The organism is Hydrogenispora ethanolica (genome assembly GCF_004340685.1).
GTDB lineage: Bacteria > Bacillota > UBA4882 > UBA8346 > UBA8346 > Hydrogenispora > Hydrogenispora ethanolica.
Genome location: NZ_SLUN01000015.1, coordinates 58651 through 75693, shown reverse-complemented (window position 1 = coordinate 75693; position 17043 = coordinate 58651). Strand labels below are relative to the sequence as shown.

Annotated in this window: 19 protein-coding genes; 2 read left to right on the top strand and 17 right to left on the bottom strand. The window is 54.8% G+C overall.

The window, feature by feature from the left end; translation table 11 throughout:
• Positions 1-5: 5 nt before the first annotated feature.
• The 12 genes from EDC14_RS13260 to flgB form a co-directional block, all read right to left on the bottom strand.
• Positions 6-401, bottom strand: coding sequence for a TIGR02530 family flagellar biosynthesis protein (locus EDC14_RS13260; RefSeq protein ID WP_132014784.1), 396 nt, complete (start codon positions 399-401; stop codon positions 6-8).
• Between the two features lie 2 nt (positions 402-403).
• Positions 404-1015: a flagellar hook capping FlgD N-terminal domain-containing protein gene (locus tag EDC14_RS13255; RefSeq protein ID WP_132014783.1), complete on the bottom strand. Its 612-nt coding sequence runs from the start codon at positions 1013-1015 to the stop codon at positions 404-406.
• Between the two features lie 20 nt (positions 1016-1035).
• Positions 1036-2709 (bottom strand): flagellar hook-length control protein FliK, encoded by a 1674-nt coding sequence (locus EDC14_RS13250; RefSeq protein WP_132014782.1) that lies wholly within the window; start codon positions 2707-2709, stop codon positions 1036-1038.
• A 48-nt stretch (positions 2710-2757) separates the two neighbouring features.
• A complete protein-coding gene (locus tag EDC14_RS13245) occupies positions 2758-3339 on the bottom strand; it encodes a MotE family protein (protein ID WP_132014781.1) in 582 nt (193 codons plus the stop codon).
• Positions 3340-3813: a flagellar export protein FliJ gene (gene fliJ / locus EDC14_RS13240; RefSeq protein WP_132014780.1), complete on the bottom strand. Its 474-nt coding sequence runs from the start codon at positions 3811-3813 to the stop codon at positions 3340-3342.
• A complete protein-coding gene (fliI, locus tag EDC14_RS13235) occupies positions 3810-5150 on the bottom strand; it encodes a flagellar protein export ATPase FliI (RefSeq protein WP_132014779.1) in 1341 nt (446 codons plus the stop codon). Before fliI ends, fliJ begins: the two co-directional genes overlap by 4 nt.
• Positions 5147-5977 (bottom strand): FliH/SctL family protein, encoded by an 831-nt coding sequence (locus tag EDC14_RS13230; RefSeq protein WP_132014778.1) that lies wholly within the window; start codon positions 5975-5977, stop codon positions 5147-5149. The genes fliI and EDC14_RS13230 overlap by 4 nt, the downstream gene beginning before the upstream one ends.
• Positions 5970-7007, bottom strand: a complete 1038-nt coding sequence (fliG, locus tag EDC14_RS13225) for a flagellar motor switch protein FliG (protein WP_132014777.1) — start codon at positions 7005-7007, stop codon at positions 5970-5972. The genes EDC14_RS13230 and fliG overlap by 8 nt, the downstream gene beginning before the upstream one ends.
• A gap of 56 nt (positions 7008-7063) precedes the next feature.
• A complete protein-coding gene (gene fliF, locus EDC14_RS13220; protein ID WP_132014776.1) occupies positions 7064-8587 on the bottom strand; it encodes a flagellar basal-body MS-ring/collar protein FliF in 1524 nt (507 codons plus the stop codon).
• 493 nt (positions 8588-9080) lie between these two features.
• Complete coding sequence (gene fliE / locus EDC14_RS13215; RefSeq protein ID WP_132014775.1) at positions 9081-9395, bottom strand: flagellar hook-basal body complex protein FliE; 315 nt, start codon at positions 9393-9395, stop codon at positions 9081-9083.
• A gap of 17 nt (positions 9396-9412) precedes the next feature.
• Positions 9413-9844: a flagellar basal body rod protein FlgC gene (gene flgC / locus EDC14_RS13210; protein WP_132014774.1), complete on the bottom strand. Its 432-nt coding sequence runs from the start codon at positions 9842-9844 to the stop codon at positions 9413-9415.
• Positions 9845-9847: 3 nt separating this feature from the next.
• Positions 9848-10261, bottom strand: a complete 414-nt coding sequence (flgB, locus tag EDC14_RS13205; protein ID WP_132014773.1) for a flagellar basal body rod protein FlgB — start codon at positions 10259-10261, stop codon at positions 9848-9850.
• A gap of 193 nt (positions 10262-10454) precedes the next feature.
• On the opposite strand from flgB, the gene EDC14_RS13200 reads away from it, so the two are divergent.
• Both EDC14_RS13200 and EDC14_RS13195 read left to right on the top strand, forming a co-directional pair.
• A complete protein-coding gene (locus EDC14_RS13200) occupies positions 10455-11021 on the top strand; it encodes a TetR/AcrR family transcriptional regulator (RefSeq protein ID WP_132014772.1) in 567 nt (188 codons plus the stop codon).
• A gap of 116 nt (positions 11022-11137) precedes the next feature.
• Positions 11138-11323: a Rossmann-fold NAD(P)-binding domain-containing protein gene (locus EDC14_RS13195; protein ID WP_132014771.1), complete on the top strand. Its 186-nt coding sequence runs from the start codon at positions 11138-11140 to the stop codon at positions 11321-11323.
• Between the two features lie 799 nt (positions 11324-12122).
• On the opposite strand, the gene lepB is transcribed toward EDC14_RS13195, so the two are convergent.
• The 5 genes from lepB to EDC14_RS13175 all read right to left on the bottom strand — a co-directional run bounded on the left by lepB (position 12123) and on the right by EDC14_RS13175 (position 17031).
• On the bottom strand, positions 12123-12779 hold the full coding sequence (lepB, locus tag EDC14_RS13190) for a signal peptidase I (RefSeq protein ID WP_132014770.1): 657 nt from the start codon (positions 12777-12779) through the stop codon (positions 12123-12125).
• A gap of 161 nt (positions 12780-12940) precedes the next feature.
• The gene (locus EDC14_RS27775) at positions 12941-13081 is read right to left on the bottom strand and encodes a hypothetical protein (RefSeq protein WP_207930746.1); all 141 of its coding nucleotides are present in this window, start codon (positions 13079-13081) and stop codon (positions 12941-12943) included.
• A 105-nt stretch (positions 13082-13186) separates the two neighbouring features.
• Positions 13187-14236: an ABC transporter ATP-binding protein gene (locus EDC14_RS13185; RefSeq protein ID WP_132014769.1), complete on the bottom strand. Its 1050-nt coding sequence runs from the start codon at positions 14234-14236 to the stop codon at positions 13187-13189.
• Complete coding sequence (locus tag EDC14_RS13180) at positions 14233-15987, bottom strand: ABC transporter permease (protein WP_132014768.1); 1755 nt, start codon at positions 15985-15987, stop codon at positions 14233-14235. The genes EDC14_RS13185 and EDC14_RS13180 overlap by 4 nt, the downstream gene beginning before the upstream one ends.
• A 15-nt stretch (positions 15988-16002) precedes the next feature.
• Positions 16003-17031 (bottom strand): ABC transporter substrate-binding protein, encoded by a 1029-nt coding sequence (locus tag EDC14_RS13175; RefSeq protein ID WP_132014767.1) that lies wholly within the window; start codon positions 17029-17031, stop codon positions 16003-16005.
• Positions 17032-17043 lie beyond the last annotated feature (12 nt).

Here is a 17043-nt window from a genome sequence, read left to right as displayed (position 1 = left end):
CAGCCTCAGGATTTAAGAACGATTGCGCTATCGATATTGGTAAAGATATTATCCTTTAGGTTACTGTCATCGACAGCAGTAATCACAGTGCGGTTTTTAATACTGACCACCAACGCGGCTTGGTCCATGACGATCAAGGATTCTTTGGCTCCTTTACTCTCCGCCTTATTCACCGCGTCTTGAATCCGGCTCAAATCGCTGGCGCTCAACTCAATCTGGCGGCTTTCCAATCTTTTTAAAGCATGAGCCGAAAATTTCAGTTCGGATTGAATACCGAGTTGCTCTTGAAATACCGCTGCAAAATCCGGACCGGCCGTGCTGATCTGTGAATTCTTGGGACTGGTCGCCGGCAACCCCACCGGGCCAATTTGCGGCGGACGAATAAAGATCTTTTCACTCATGATCAGTTCCCCGACTCCGTCTCTTCAGGATCCGGCAACACGTAATAGACCTGATTCATGGTATATTTCTTGCCATCACTTCCAATCAATTGGATAAGTCCGTTATCATCAGTCTTCGCGTCGGTGATATCCACCTGGACGTAATCCTGACCATTATTAATGCTCATGATAACCGAATGTCCGACTAAGGTTAACGCTTCTTGCCATGCGCCGTTTGTCCCCAAAACCTTAGTAACTTCATCCAATTTCACTTGGCGACCGTCACTCAAATTTAGATAGAGGACACCATCGGTCTTTTGAACCGAAGTGACTCTGCCATAGACAACCTCAGAGATGCCATTTTTGTTTTGAACCTCTGCTTTGATATCCTTGTCAATCATTCCACTCGCTTGTTGCATCTCAAAAGCAGAATTCAGGTTCTGCATCTGTTCCAATGCGGAGAACTGGGCCATCTGAGCGATCGTATCCTTATCATCCATCGGATTCAAAGGATCTTGGTTTCTCAACTGGGTCACCAATAGGTTTAAGAAATCGTCTTTTCCCAAGTTATCGCCGGTTTTCCGCGTTGTGGTTGAACTTACTCCGGTCGAATCGTTAACTGGTGAAACTGCCATGGATGGACCTCCTTTCTTTATTAAGCAATTAAGTTAATCATCGAATCCAGCTCAACAACTGGTTGAAGCGCTTCGGAGAAGGATGGATCGTCCGTCTCGCGCTGGGCATAAGTGCCTTCATAACCCGGATTCTGTTGTTGATGCTGCTGTTCCGCGAATTGTTCAAAAGCGTTTGAACCGCTCTCTCGGCCGACGACCACTGTCAACGAATCCACCCGGACCCCGTTCTGCTGTAAAGAGTCCCGTAATTGGCCTAGATTGGTTTCAATGATCTGCTTGACTTGATCGGATTCAGCCACAAACTTCGCGGTAATCAAATGGTTTTCCAACTCCACTTTTAATTGGAGTTTCCCGAGATGTTCCGGTTTGAGCGTCAGCTCCATTTGGCTCTGGCCGTTGTCAACCATGACTCTGGCGTGTTCAATGATTTGTGAGAATACCGGTTCGCGGCTTACCTGCTGAGTCGCTTCGGCAGTGGCTTTATGGGTTTGCTCAGGCACCACGGCCGGTTGAGCGGAGAGTGGCATCTGAAACCCTTCGGTTTCCGACTTGTTGCTGTTTGACTTTTGGATTGAGAATCGCGATTGGAGTACCGGAAGGTCGATAATATGCGGTTTTTCCACTGTCGCCGTCTCTTGAGCGTCCGCTCGGGAATTGGCCCCGTCGGTCGGATTCGGGGTTGTCTGCAATGAAAGTTGAACGGACTGCTGGGATGAAATCCCCAAATTCACCGGATTCAATCCGATCATGCCCGCGCTCTTGCCTTGCCCTTGAAACCCAACCCATGAAACGCTCGATTCGGCCTGAGTTTCCACGGAGCCTTGCACCATTTCTGCAAAAAACGGCCCTGATTCGGCAGTCGTCGTTTTAACCCTCGACGCCTCCTCCGCTTTCCCCGCGGTAGCCATTTTCCCCGCGTTTTTCAGCATTCCGGAAATCCCGGACAATGGAATAAATGCGGGAGCTGACGATACGACGGTTGTGGGACTTTGTAGCGGTGCCACTCCCGCTGCCATCTCCGCGGGCAATAAAGTCGGAGCTGGGGTCGCCGGTATGAAGGCCTCCGCCTCTGGTAAGGGGATAGCGTCTTGGCTCAGGTTTTGAGCAGCCGTTTCGTCGAACATAACCATCGTCTGTTGTTGAGAAACCACGTCAGAGAATGGTAATGTTTCAGAGGACGGGAGCGCTCTTGTCTGCCCCTGGTCGTCCGGCAAAACCGGACTGGTTAAGTTGGCAAACGTCGCGGCCTGCTGACTGTTTCCGGGAAAAACCGGCTCAAGGGAGGAAACCTGGCAGGTTGGAAGGGTCGCATCCAGCTCGACCGAAGCGACTGATTCTGTTACATCCCCAAGCGTTTCTTCCGGTTGAACGGATGGGTTAAGCAGAGGCACTCCCATTGCGTTGTTTAACGCGGCGATGATAGCGATTTCCTGATTGCTAAGCGGTTGCTCGCTTCCTGCCCCCGCAGCCTCCGGGGCAACCTTGGCGCTTTTTTTGGTCAAGGTATTGGTCATGATTTGACCAAAACTGTCGGGCGCATCCTGGGCGCCTGCCAAGCCGGTCGATTTCTGCGTCGACAGGTTGCCTTTGATTCCCTCCCCGGCCGAACTGCCTGTGCTTGGATTGGTTGCAGGAACCGCGGGATTTTCCGTGAAACCCGGTAAAAGCGATGGAGTAAACGTTACATTTGGCATTGATTCACCTCCTTTCCCAATTATGTATCGGCATTTCCCATAAAAAAATTAAGGTTTTCCGTGTTTATCCAAACGTTCTTGGGCTAATTTCGCCAAATAGTCGGCCGGCAGATTCTCCATGATTTTGGCGACCCGGCGTGCTTCCAAACCGTCCAAGATCATATAAACCGTCTCTTCGGGCAACTTTTGAATGACCTCGGCTGCCTTCTGCGGCTTCATTCCGCCGATCGTGACGAGGAACTCTTTTCCCTTGGGATCTGCTTGAATGTTCTGCGAATCTTTGGCACTGCCGGCGGGACTGGCTTCAGCCGTCGCCTCAGGATGAGCTTTTTCCCATTTGTCCCGGGTTGTTTTAAAAATTGAACGTTCGTCATCCAGCCGCGCCGTTTGCGTCTGCAAATGCTGCTGTCTTTGCCGAAGCTCTTGCTCCCGGCTTTTCAATATCGCGCTGCGTTTTTTGCCCAATTCGTAGGTGTCGGCCAAATCCTTGATCCCCGCGATACCACCCACCGTCTGCAAGACAACCTGCTGATACGGTACCACGCCGAATTGATTCAAAATCCATAATCCCCCCAGCCCAGCAGCAAGTAGCGCCGGCACCACGACCAAACCGATGAAAAATCGGACCATCTACTCCCGGACCTCCTGCATCTGATTGAAACCGACCGTTCGAACAAAACGGCCCGTTCCCAATTCATCGAGAAAATTGATTTCATCCCGCAATTCTTCCGCTCGATAATCGCGGTACGCTTTTTCCTTTAATTTTTCGACAACCCGTCGTTCGCGCGAGGCCTCGAGCAACCTCTGGCGGGCCTCGGCCACTTCGGCCTCCCGCTGTGCCAACAGCAAAACCGCTTTTTCCCGTTCCAGATTCAACCAATTCAAGTAGGAATAATAACTTTCCGAGATCCGCGGATCAAAGCGGTTTTGTAATTGCTCCCGATAAAACCTCAGGGTTTCCGCGATCCGTCCCCGGCAAACGGCCAATTCATTTTGGGCTTTCTCCCGTAATTGTTCGGCAGCGCCCAACTTTTGCAGGCAAAGTTCTTCAAACCGCACTTTTAATTGGAGAACCGATTCCAAGCGAAATTTGAATTTTTTCATTTTTTCGCACCGCCGAACATTTTCAGTAACCGATCAATCGTCGTCGGAAACGGCGCTTTCTCGTCCGTCCGCTGACAAAGAAATCCATTGATGGCTTCCTGCATTTGAATGGCTTGATCGACCCGGGGATTACTGCCCATGGCGTAAGCGCCGATATTAATCAGGTCTTCTTGATTGCGATAGGTTGCTAGCAGGTTCCGGAGTTCCGAGGCGGCTTGCCGGTGTTCGGCGGAAGCCAGTTCCACCATGAGCCGGCTGACACTGGCCAGGACGTCGATGGCCGGATAATGGTTGCGGTGCGCCAAGTCGCGGGACAATACGATATGACCGTCCAAGATGCCCCGCACTGCGTCAGCAATGGGTTCATTCATATCGTCCCCTTCCACCAGCACCGTGTATAAACCGGTGATGCTCCCGGCCGCCGCGGTCCCGGAACGTTCCAGCAAGCGCGGCAGGAGCGCAAATACCGAAGGAGTAAACCCCCGCGTGGTCGGCGGTTCTCCGATGGCCAGTCCCACCTCGCGTTGGGCAATGGCAAAACGGGTCACCGAATCCATCATCAGCATCACGTCCCGGCCTTGGTCCCGGAAATACTCGGCGATAGCGGTTGCCACCATCGCCCCTTTCAACCGGACCAATGCCGGCTGATCGGAAGTGGCTACCACCACCACCGAACGCGCAAGGCCCTCGGGACCCAGATCGCGTTCGATAAAGTCCCTTACTTCGCGGCCCCGCTCCCCGATTAGCGCGATGACGTTCACATCAGCGTCGGTATTACGGGCGATCATCCCCAGCAAAGTGCTTTTTCCAACACCGCTGCCGGCGAAGATCCCGACCCGCTGACCGCGGCCGCAGGTCAGTAAAGAATCCATGGCGCGAATCCCCATCGTCAAGGGCGCGCTGATCCGCCGCCGGGTCAAGGGGTTGGGCGGGGCGGCGCTGATCGGGTAGAATTCTCTGCTTTCCAAGGGGTTCCCATCATCGATCGGCCGGCCCAAGCCATCGAGTATCCGGCCTAATAACTCCGGCCCGACCTGAACCCGGATGACCTGGCCGGTGGCAGTGATCTGAGAACCGGGGGCCAGCCCTTCCAGCTCGCCGAGCGGCATCAAGAGCACCCGCCCGGACTTGAACCCGACGACTTCAGCCGGGAGAGAATGGGGACTGTCATAGCGCTGAATGAAGCAGAGTTCTCCCAGATTCACAGCGGGTCCATCGGCTTCAATGGTCAGTCCGACGATCTGATCCACCCGGCCCAAGCGGCAGACCGGATCGAAATCAGCCAGGCGCGACAGGTATTTCGAAGATGAAAACGGCGGGCATGTGGAAGAAGTCATACTCCAGTACCCGCCTTCAGCAACTCATTCAACAAACGCTCCAGCTGTAATTTGACTCGCGCATCCACCGAGCCACGCTCCGTTTCAATGTAGCAGCCGCCGCGGGGTATCGTCTCATCATTCTCCAGTTGTAGCGGGGTCGGTCCCTGAAAGACTTCCCGCAGTTCCGGCAGGTGTTCGCTCAGCCATTGAGCGTCTTCCGGATGAACTTTGAGCAAAATGGAACTGGCATTCGCCACCCGGGAAAGCGCATTGCGAACCAGCTCCAGATGCTGATGGGGGTCGGTCGTCAATTCGGCGCCGATGATCTTTTCGGCAATTGCCGCCGCCAACCGCAACAATTCCGGTTCGGAACCGGCGATCCGTTCCAGCCGTTCCGCTTCGATCGTGGCGATCAGCTGAGCCGCTTCGGTCAGCTTCGCCGACCACTCCTTCCGGGCTTCCTTTCTCCCGGCCGCTTCGCCTTCGCGTCGGGCATCCTCCCGCAGCTTAAGCGCTTGGTCGCGGGCCTCCGCCAGAATCCGCTCGGCTTCGGCCCGGGCATGCTGCAGCAACTCCTCTTTTTCCCGCTTGGCATCGTCGATAAGCGTCCGGGCTTCGTTCTCGGCCAACCCGGTAATTTCCTTGGCTTCGCGACGAGCATCCCGGATGAGACTCTCAAGCCGCTCCGTTACAGCGGGGCCTTCAACAGGATCGGCCGAGGTTTCGACGTGGATTTCCAAGTCCTCGTCAAACTCTTCATCCTGTAAAAAAGCTTCCAGATCCACGGGTTCCAGCCGGCAGGGCAATGTTTCAGTCCAATAACTGGATTTGATCAGTTTAGACAATCATCTCATCCTCCTTGCCGCGGGAAATCACCAATTCGCCGGAATCCTCCAGCTGACGGACGACATTGACGATCCGTTGCTGGGCGTCTTCCACATCACGCAGCCGCACCGGACCCAGCATATTCATATCTTCCTTGAGGATCTCCACCGCCCGTTTGGACATGTTCCGGAAGACCAGATCCTTCACTTCGTCGCTGGCGGTCTTCAAAGCCAGCGACAGGTCCTTGGTATCCACTTCGCGCAAGAAACGCTGTACCGAACGGTTGTCCAGCATTACGATATCTTCGAAGACGAACATGCGCCGTTTGATCTCGTCGGCCAGATCGGGGTTCTCTTCGGCCAAAGTCTCCAGAATCGTCTTCTCGGTCCCACGGTCCACCCGGTTTAAAATGGTCACCACCGATTCCAAGCCGCCGGCAATCGAGAAATCCTGCATCACAAAGGAGGATAATTTCTTCTCCAGCACGACTTCGATCTCCCGGATCACCTCGGGCGAAGTCCGGTCCATGGTCGCGATACGTTTGGCGACTTCCACCTGCTGCTGGGGCGGCAGGGCCGATAGAATGATCCCCGCCTGCTCGGGACTGAGATAAGCCATCACCAGGGCAATGGTCTGCGGATGCTCGTTTTGGATAAAATTCAACAACTGGCCGGGTTCGGTCTTGCGGGCAAAATCGAAGGGTCGAATCGCCAGGGACGCAGTGAGTTTGTACATAATCTCATCCGCTTTTTGCGGCCCCACCGCTTTCTCCAAAAGTTCCCGGGCGTTTTCGACACCTCCCGACAGAATATACTCCTGGGCCAAATAGATCTGGTGAAATTCCTCCAGCACTTTATCCTTCAAATCATTCGGAACCCGGCGCAAATTGGCAATCTCCAGACTAAGCTCCTCAATCTCGTCTTCCCGCAGATGCTTCATGACGCGGGCCGAAACGTCGGTTCCCAAGGAGAGCAACAGGATTGCCGCTTTCTGTTTTCCTGATAATTCCTGCAATTTCACTCGAGTCACTCCAATAACACCAAGTTGCATTCATTGGATTGGAAATCGAAAAGCTTTACCGCAAGGGGCACGCAAAAACAGTTGCCCTAATTGTCCTCCGACAGCCAGGTCTTGAGGAGCACCGCCATATCTTCCGGGTTTTGCTTGGCATACCGTTCCAACTCGGCCTGGCGGTTCTGTTTGAGCTGCTCTTCCAGCGAAAGCTCTTCGGCGGCAGCTGTTTCGGTCACAGCCTCATCGGCGACCAGATCGATCGTCGAACCGACCTCGACCGGCTCGGGTTCGGGTTTGGGTTTCATACGGGACCTGACGATAAGCCCGCCGATGATGAGCAGCAGCAAGAGCCCGGCTCCGATAAGGTACGCCATGGTATAATCGGGTTTCGGAGTTTGCTCCTGCGCCGGCTGGGTAAAGCTGATGGTTTCCACCGTCAACCGGTCGCCGCGCTCCTCGCTATAGCCAATGGCCGCGCCCACCGTATTCAGCACTTTCTGCCGGACCGCTTCCGGAAGATTGCCATCGACCCAAACCCCGACCGACATGCGGCGGACCTTGCCGGGGGTGGCGATCCGAAACTCCTCGACCTTGTTGATCTCATAATTCACGGTCCGTTCCGATTTATCGGAACGATAGCCGCCGGCCAGATTTTCATCGGTTTTATACTGCGTAATATTGGTGTCGGTTCCCGGTATGCCGCTGGCCGTACCGGAACTCCCCTGAGACTCTTCGGTCTTCTCCTGCTCGCTGCGGGGAACTCCCTTATCACCGAAGGTCTCGCTCTTAACCTCTTGATAATCGAGATCGAGATCGGCGTTGACCCGCACCACGGCTTTATTGAAGCCGAACACTTTCGCCAGCATGCTCTCGATCCGCTTCTCGGCCATCGTTTCATACTCCGACTTGATGCTGAAAGCGTCGGAGACACTATTCAGAGCCGGCTTGCCGTTGCGGCGCGGCTGGAGCATTGCGGTCAGGTCATTGGCATAATTATCGATAATCGTGATATTTTCCCGTTTCAAGCCGGTGCTGGCCGCCACCAGGTTGGCGATGGCCTCCACCTGTTCCATGGTGAGAACGCCGGGGGCCCGCAGCTGCAATTGGACCGAGGCGGTCCCTTCGGGTTTATCGTCGGCGAACAGGTACTCGGTGGAATCCGGCATATTCAAAATGACTTTCGCGTCGTGGATCCCTTCGACCTGTTGGAGGGTTCGGCTGAGTTCGCCGGCGATGGCACGCTGCCGGTTGATCTCGTTGGTGAAATCGGTAGCGCTGAAAGAGTTCTTATCGAAAATTTCCCAGCCGACCACCCCGCCGCGGGGAATCCCCGCTTTCAGCAGGTTGGCCCGGACCGACAAGGCGTTGGGCACTTCCAGCCCGCCGCTGGCCGAAGTTCGATAAGGAATTCGCAATTCGTCAAGTTTGGCAATGATCTCGCTGCGATCTTGTTCGTTCAGACGAGAGTAGAGCAATTCGTAACGGGGGGAACCGATCCATCGTATCATAAACAGGATCGAACCCGCTACTAATAGCAGAACCACCACCGTAGCGACTCGCTTGGTGGTGTCCATCTGGGTCCAAATATTTTTCACTTGCGAAATCAGTTCGCTCACTGTGGTCTCCTGTAACTCAGAGAATTATCATCTTGATGCTTGAATCGGATTGCTTTGGCGACTCATTTCAACAGATACCAATTCTCTTACGTGATCCCCGTGACATTCCGGTCTTCCCCGTAAGGCACGGCAAAAAAGACCCTGCACGGCATTTCTCAATCCATGTGGAACCAAGACGTCCGCCAGCCCGGAGGCTGACGCTTTCTCGCGGTATGAAACGGCTATTTCCTATTCGAAGCCATGTGATAAAGTCCTTCGATTCGCAAGTCATCCTTTCGGTGGACTAAAAATCGACTTTATCCCTTGCTTCTCCGAGTTTTTGTGTTCACCCCGGCCTTCGGACAGGGTTTATCACAACGCTTTTAGAAGCCATGTGATAAAGTCTCTCAAAACGAAAATCAGCCTGTAAAAAAGGTTTAAAACGACTTTATCACTTGCTTCAGGCAATCGTTGTGACCCTTCCGGCTTTTTAGCCGGGTTAATCACAGCTCTTTTAGAACTGCGTCCGCATAATCTCCTGGTAAGCTTCGACCGCCTTATTGCGGACCTGAACGGTCAATTGCAGGGACAGACTGGCTTTTTCAGCAATGATCATGGCGTCTTGCACATTATCGAGGGTCCCGGCCGCCAACTGCTCATCGGCCTTGGCGGATTGCAATTGCAACTGGTTCACTTCCGCCAAAGTATCCCCCAGGATCTTGCCGAAGGATTCAACCGGTTGGCCTACGGGTTCGAGGGGTTTTTTCAAGAAACTTTCGGTGGGGCTCAGTGAAATCGGGTTGATCAGATTCACCGGTAAAGCTGCCATTATTCACGCCTCCCTCATCAGATCTTCGCCAGATCGAGGGCGGTCCGGAAGATATCCTTGGCCGAATTGAAGGCCGTGACATTCGCTTCGTATGCCCGACTGGCAGTAATCAGATTCACCATCTCTACGACCGGATTGATGTCCGGATACGCTACATACCCCTGGGCATCGGCGTCGGGGTGGGAAGGATCATAAACCAGCCGCGGCGGTTTATTCTCGTTCTCAATGGCGGCCACCCGTACTCCGGCGCCCCGGGAAACGGGACGTCCATTCGCATCGAAGGCCTGGTCGAGCACTTCGGCGAAGACCGGAACCTTTCTTTGGTAAGGGCCGCCGTCCGGCGTACGCGTGCTATTGGCATTGGCGATGTTGTTGGAGATCAAATCCATGCGCAGCCGTTCCGCCGTGAGCCCGCTGGCATTGATGTCAAAGTTGCGGAAGAGGTTCATCGGTTATCTCCCTTCGATAGCCATCTTCAAGCGGCTCATCTGTTGTTTCCAAGAGGTGCCCAAGGCTTGATAATGCAAAGTGTTCTCGGCGACTTGGGCCATTTCAAACTCAACATCCACGTTATTCCCGTCCTGCCGGGTGGAGGTCCGCCATTCGCGAGTCACCCGGAACGCCGGCGCCGCCTCGGAAGTTTCCGCCATGGGAAGATGGCGGGGATGAGTCCGCGTCAGCGGCAGCGAGGAACCGTCGTTCATCGTATCAGCCAAAACGCTGGCGAAATCGAGATCAACCCGTTTATAATCCGGCGTATTGGCGTTGGCGATGTTGTGGGAGAGCAACTGACTGCGGAGGACTGTGGCGTCCATGGAGCGCTCCAGCTTGCGGGTGGCGGGGTCGTTAAGAAAGTCCAGCACCATTAATCACCTCATGCAGAGTTCCTATATCATTTATCGGATTAAAGGCCAGAAAGTTTAGCAATTTTTTCTGGATTTTGTCGGAAAAAGGCAAAATATTAACAGTTTTTCACCGTATAAGCGGTTCATTTTCCGCGTATTCTAAGGATGATCCTTTCTATACCGGCTGGTAAATAAGTCCAAGGAATGAGGTGCCATGGATAACCGTTCCATCATCCTGCTCCGGGCCTTACAGCTATTTGCGGCGCGCGGTTACGACGGCGTCGCCGTCCAGGAAATCGCCGACGCCGCCGGAATCACCAAGCCGACGCTCTATTATTATTTCGGCAGCAAGCAGGGGCTTTTACAGACGCTGGTCGCTGAGTGGGGCGAGCCCTTGCTCCGGCTGGTATCGGAAGCCGCCGCATATCAGGGCGACCTTTCGCTGAATCTGGAACGCCTGGCGGCGGCGCTCTTTGACTATGCCAAAGCTCACCAAGAATTTTACCGGATGCAGCTGGCGATGTATTTCGCGCCGCGCCAAAGCCTGGCCAATCAGGCGGTCCGGCAACTCAACGAACGACTGCATCTGGCGCTGGAGGAACTCTTCCGGCAAGCCGCCGCCCACCACGCCAAGATGCGCGGCCGCGAACTCGCCTTGGCCGCCACCTTCCTGGGCACCGTCAATACCTATATCGGCTTGGCCCTCAACGGCTATATCGAACTCCGCGCCGGACTGGCCGGCAACGCGGTCCGCCAGTTTATGCACGGAATCTACTGCTAGGCTCCCGCCCCGCGGGCCGGGATCAATCCATTCCGCCTCGCCTTCCTATACCGCGCGGTATAGCCGCTGATATGCAAACGGCTATCGATTCAGTCGTCCTCAAAGGAGGTCCAAAAATGAAAGATTTGCGTGAAAAAGTCGCCGTGATCACCGGAGCCGGTTCCGGGATCGGCCGGGCGCTGGAACCCCAACCGCTACGACAAAGGGGTGGCCACTTTCATCGCCAAGCACCGGGCGTAAGCATCCCCGGGCTCTCCGGAGCCTGTCGAGCGGTTGCTGCGACGGCCAAAACATTGGCATGAGTCGCTCAAGTACTTGCTTGGCTGATCAAAGGAATGGCTTGAGTCATCGAAGTAATTGCTGCAGCGACTCAAGCATCTACATGAATCATTCCAGTAGTTACTTGAGTGACCAAAGCATCTGCATGAATCATTCCAGTAGTTACTTGAGTGACTCAAGCATCTGCATGAATCATTCCAGTAGTTACTTGAGTGACTCAAGCATCTGCATGAATCATTCCAGTAGTTACTTGAGTGACCAAAGCATCTACATGAATCATTCCAGTAGTTACTTGAGTGACCAAAGCATCTACATGAATCATTCCGGTAGTTACTTGAGTGACCAAAGCATCTACATGAATCATTCCAGTAGTTACTTGAGTGACTCAAGCATCTGCATGAATCATTCCAGTAGTTACTTGAGTGACTCAAGCATCTGCATGAATCATTCCAGTAGTTACTTGAGTGACCAAAGCATCTACATGAATCATTCCAGTAGTTACTTGAGTGACCAAAGCATCTACATGAATCATTCCGGTAGTTACTTGAGTGACCAAAGCATCTACATGAATCATTCCAGTAGTTACTTGAGTGACTCAAGCATCTGCATGAGTGGCTCAAGTAACTGCTTGAATGAGCAAAGCGATTACTGAAGTCATCCAAGGAATGGCACGAATGATCCAGGCATCTGCTTGAGCCATTCAAGCAGTTGCCCGGGTGCCCCGGTCAACTGCCCGCGCGAGCGGCAATGAAGCTTGGGAAAACGATGGGAGGTCGAAAAAAAGAAGCGCCCGCCGGCGGTGCAACGGCGGGCTTACGGGGCTTAGCGGAGGATTTTGAAGATCTCCCGGAAACGGAGGCGGTGCCGCTCCCCGTCATAGCTCCAGAACGTCAGCAGCGGCGTCCCAAAGACATTTGCGACCGGCACGAAACCCCAGTAGCGGGAGTCCCACGAATTATCGCGGTTGTCGCCGAGGACGAAGAGCTGGCCGGGCGGCACCACCGCCGGACCGTAGTCCGCGCGGGAATCGTCCGTCACGGTATTATCAAAGCTGGCATAGGGTTCCCGGAGCACTTGCCCGTTGATCCACACCGTTTTCCCGTGGATCGCCACCTCCTCGCCGGGGAGGCCGATCACCCGTTTGACAAAGTTTTGACTTTCATCCCGCGGAAACTTGAAGATGACAATCGCGCCGCGCCGGATCGGCCGGAACCCCGGCAGCTTAATCGCTGTGAATCGGACAAAGCCCCCGTATACCGAAGGCAACGCCAAATACCGGGTATTGGTCATGATCGTCGGCTCCATCGAACCGGTCGGCGTATCGTAGGAGGCGATCACGAACGGCTGGATCACGAAGAACGTCAGAATAAAGACCAGCCCAAACTGCCACAACTCTCGCCAGGCCTTGCCAAGCCAGCGGGTCTTCCCGCAAACGCCGGGGATCTTTTCCCTGCCAAAGGCTTTCAACTTATCGAACATGGGGTCTTTCCACCTCGCGCCATCCTGGATTTCACCGCCGCCGCCGCACGCCCGGCCGCCCGTTGCCACGCGGCCAGGAGCGGATCATGGCAAGAATGTCAATCGCTGGGTTGGCAATGATAACCAAGATAACGCAAAACGGGGCGCGAAAGTTCCGGGCCTCACCGGCCGGGATCCCCCTTGGCGATCCGTTCCTGCCGCTCCTGCAAATAGGCGGGAATGTGCAAGCGGCCTTGGTAATCGGTGATATTCACTTCGGCGCCCTTGATGATCCGGACTCCCTCCAATAGCTGCGGGATCACCTTCAAATTTATTCCGCGACGGGGTTATTTTTCCCGCCGGATTAAAATTCGCTAACCGCAATCCGCTCCCCGCCCAATGGCCGCGGAGACCGGCAGCTACAATCTTCAAGGTTCCGGCCCCAAATCGATTTGCAGCGATACTTCTTGATCAAGGGTGTACCGGCGGAGAGCAGCACAATGGACTTCATAATAATCGTCCATGACCGCAACGGTGTAATGAACCTCCTTCCCTTGATACTGCACGTTTTTAATCCGGCCGGGAATCCCCGGACGATCCGGAGTGATCAAAAACTGTTCCGGCCTTACCGGAAATAATCCTTGACTGCGGAGTTCAGCCGCGACCGTTTCGCCGTTCCAGGTGATGCCCGGCGCAGCGCAGCCGGGGAAGAAGCGATCACCGTCCCACTTTCCCTTCACCAAATTGGCTTTCCCCACAAACCGGGCCACGAATTCGGTCGACGGCCGGCTATAAATCGTCTCGGGCCGGCCGGCCTGTTCGATCCGGCCGTCCTTCATAATGACAATGCGATCCGCCATAGCCAGGGCTTCCGCTTGGTCGTGCGTCACATAAACAATCGTGGTCTGGGTCAAACGATGAATGTTTTGGATCTCTTGACGCATATTCAGGCGGAGTTCTGCGTCTAAACTGCTGAGCGGCTCATCCATTAAGAGCAAGGAAGGTCTGGCGACGATCGCCCTGGCCAGCGCCACCCGCTGTTTCTGGCCGCCGGATAATTGATTGGGCATCCGCTGCCCCAATTCGCTGAGCCCAACCAGGGCCAGCACCTCGTCAATCCGTTCCGCTTCACGCTTTCGAACCGCCGCCGGCGTATACTTATGATAGCGGATCGGGAAGCGCAAGTGCTCCCGGACACTCATATGGGGCCACAGGGCGAAAGACTGGAAGACCATTCCGATGTTGCGGACTTCGGGCGGCAACATCTCATTTTCGTCGCTGACCGTCACCCCATGAATCAGAATCCTTCCCGAACTGGGCGCCTCAAATCCGGCCAGCAGGCGAAGCAAGGTCGTTTTACCACAGCCGGAAGGACCGAGCACGGCTACAAACTCCCCCGGTTCGATGGTCAGATCGATCGTTTTGAGCGCCTCAAACCGGCCGAACCTTTTACTGACTTGAATCATTTCGGTATTCATTCGCGCACCACTCTGCTTTGCCAAAATTTTTGCAGGATCCGCAGCAGGAGGCCTGCCGCAAGAATCAACATTACCACCAAGGTGGAGAAGGAGGCCGAGTAGGTCACAAAACCGGCCTGCTCAAAATTGAAGATCGTCAGCCCGATCGTCTCGGCGCCGCTCGACCACAGAAGCGAGGATAAGGTCAACTCGGTCAAAGCCGAGATCAGCACCAAGAACGCGCCGCTGCAGATGCCGGACAACAGCAACGGAACGAGGATCTTACGCCAGCGCGCCGGCATGCCGGCGCCGCAGATCCGCGCCGCTTCCTCCATCGACGGGTCCACTTGCATGAGCGCGGCAATACTGCCCCGGACCTGTAAGATCATAAACCGGGTGACGTAAGCGATGACCAATATCCAAATGCTGCCATAGATGCCCGGGTTCCAACCCGGCAGGGGCTCCATCCAGCTGAAGATCATCGCCAGGGCCAGCACCATTCCGGGCAGGGCGTAGGGGATCCCCACCACCAGCTCAACCAGTTTGCCGAAGCGGGAAGCCCGGCGCATCCGGTAATAAGCCAGCGCCGTCCCGAAAAACAGACAGATGAGCGTGGCGGCCAGGCCCAGCAGCAAACTGTTGCGCAGCGCGTATTGGGTTTTCTGGCTCTCAAACAGGATGAAATGATAGTGTTTGAGCGTCAGATTAACGGGCGTGAAGTCCAATCCGTAGGCTTTGATCAACGAAGCCATGGCCATGGCCACCAACGGTACGACGCTGCCGCCGATCAGAAAGCATCCGAACAAGAACTCGACCCAGGGCCGGCACTTGCCCAGCGCCAAGCGGGGCAGCCGATCCTCACCCACCGTCTCCAGGTGATGGTGTTTTCGTACCAGCCACCATTGCAGCGCGGTGCCGGCCAAGGCGATCAGGCCAAGCAGCACCGAGAGGGCGGCGCCTTGAGCGAATGCCGAGGGCCCAAAGCCGATGATCTGCTGATAAATATAGGTGCTTAAGACATTAATCCGCGCCGGAATCCCCAGAAAGGCCGGGATCCCGAAATTGTCGAGACTGGCCAGAAAAGCCAGCAAGCCGCCGCCGGCGATTCCGGGCAATGCCAGCGGCAGAGTTATCTTCAACAATACCTGCGTTTTATTCAGTCCGGCGACCCGGGCCGCCGCTTCCGCGTCGCGGGAGATCCGCCGCAGCGCGTCGCGGGTCAACAAGTAAACCAGCGGATAATAGGAAATCCCCATCATCATGATGATCCCGCCGAAACTGTAGATATTCCAGGGCTTTATGTTTCCTGGCAGCAACGCCAGGATTCGGGCGGCCATTCCCCCTGGACTCAGCAACTGAGTCCAGGCCAGGGTGATGATGTAGGAAGGAATGATTAGGGGCAAAACAATCAGGGTTTGCAGCAATTTTTTGGCGCGGATATCGCTGTATGCCACCAGCCAGGCCGCCAACACCCCGAACAGCAACGCCAGCAAGGTGGCGCCCCCGGTGATGATCAGGGTATTTTTAAGGATCTTCCAGGTAGCGGTTTCACTCAAAACTTGCCGGTAATTTTCGAGGGAAATGCCTTGGGCGGCGCTGAAACTCAAGCAGATCAGCCGCAACACCGGCAGGAAAAAGACGATGATCACCAAAGCCAGGGCTACCCAGGTCCAACCTTTCCCGGAGTTCCCGGAAAAGAAAAAGGGGCGAAAAAGCAGGTCGCTCTGGTTTTTCTCCCCGTGGTTCGCATTTAAGACGCTGTCGTCAGCCATTCATTACCCCTCGGTTCATTGCTCAAAGATGCTTGAAAACTGTTTTTTGTCATTGTCCCGGTTCTTGTACAACTCACTGATATCGGCAGCGATGACTTTAATCCCTTTAACGGTCTTTAAACCTTGAGGCGCTTTGATTCCCGCCCGCAGCGGCGTGTAACCCATCTGGGTCGCCAGTTTCTGGCCGTCCGCCGACAAGACGAAGTCCACAAACGCTTGGGCCAGCGCCGCATTTTTGGTGCCCTTGACGATGCCGACCGGCTCGGTGACCGCGGTAACGCCTTCCTTGGGGTAGATCAGCTCCACCGGCGAACCTTCCGCCTTAGCTCGGGCCGCCATATAGTCCACTACCATTCCGTAGGATTTCTCACCGGCCGCCACTGACTTGATTACTCCGCCGTTGCCTTGGGTGATGGCGATCTCGTTGCTCTTAAGCGCCTTATAATAATCCCAGCCGAAGTTGTCCTTGCGGATGAGCACGCCCAGCGTATACGCAGCAGCGCCCGAATAGAGCGGACTGGGCATGATGCCTTTCCCTTTGGAGGCCCGATCGGTCAGCACGCGCCAGGAATTCGGCATTTTGGTTACGCTTTTGGTATTGACAATCAAGGCGGTGGAAATGATCTTCGTGCCCGTATACATTCCGTCCTTATCGATATAAGCTTTGGGTATCTTGGCAAGCTCCGGCGAACGGTAGGGCATTAACAGATTCTGTTCTTTCAGCCGCTCAAAGGTCACGGCATCGGCCACCAATAAGACATCGGCCTGGACCGAACCGGCTTTGGCCTCGGCCAACAGTTTACTGATCACTTCTTCGGTCCCGGACCGGAAGATCTCCACCTTTGCCTGGGTATACTTTTTCAGGAACGCACTGACCAAGCCTTGGGCGTCCTGGTCCGGTTGGGAGGTGTACAAGAGAATCTTCCCGGTGATTTTCAGGTCGGCGCCGGAAGAATTGGCCGCTTTGACTCCCGCGTTAAACCAGGCGGTTGACAGCGTCAATACTCCCAACATCAGGGTCATCCAGATACTTTTTCGTCTCATCCCGCTCATCCA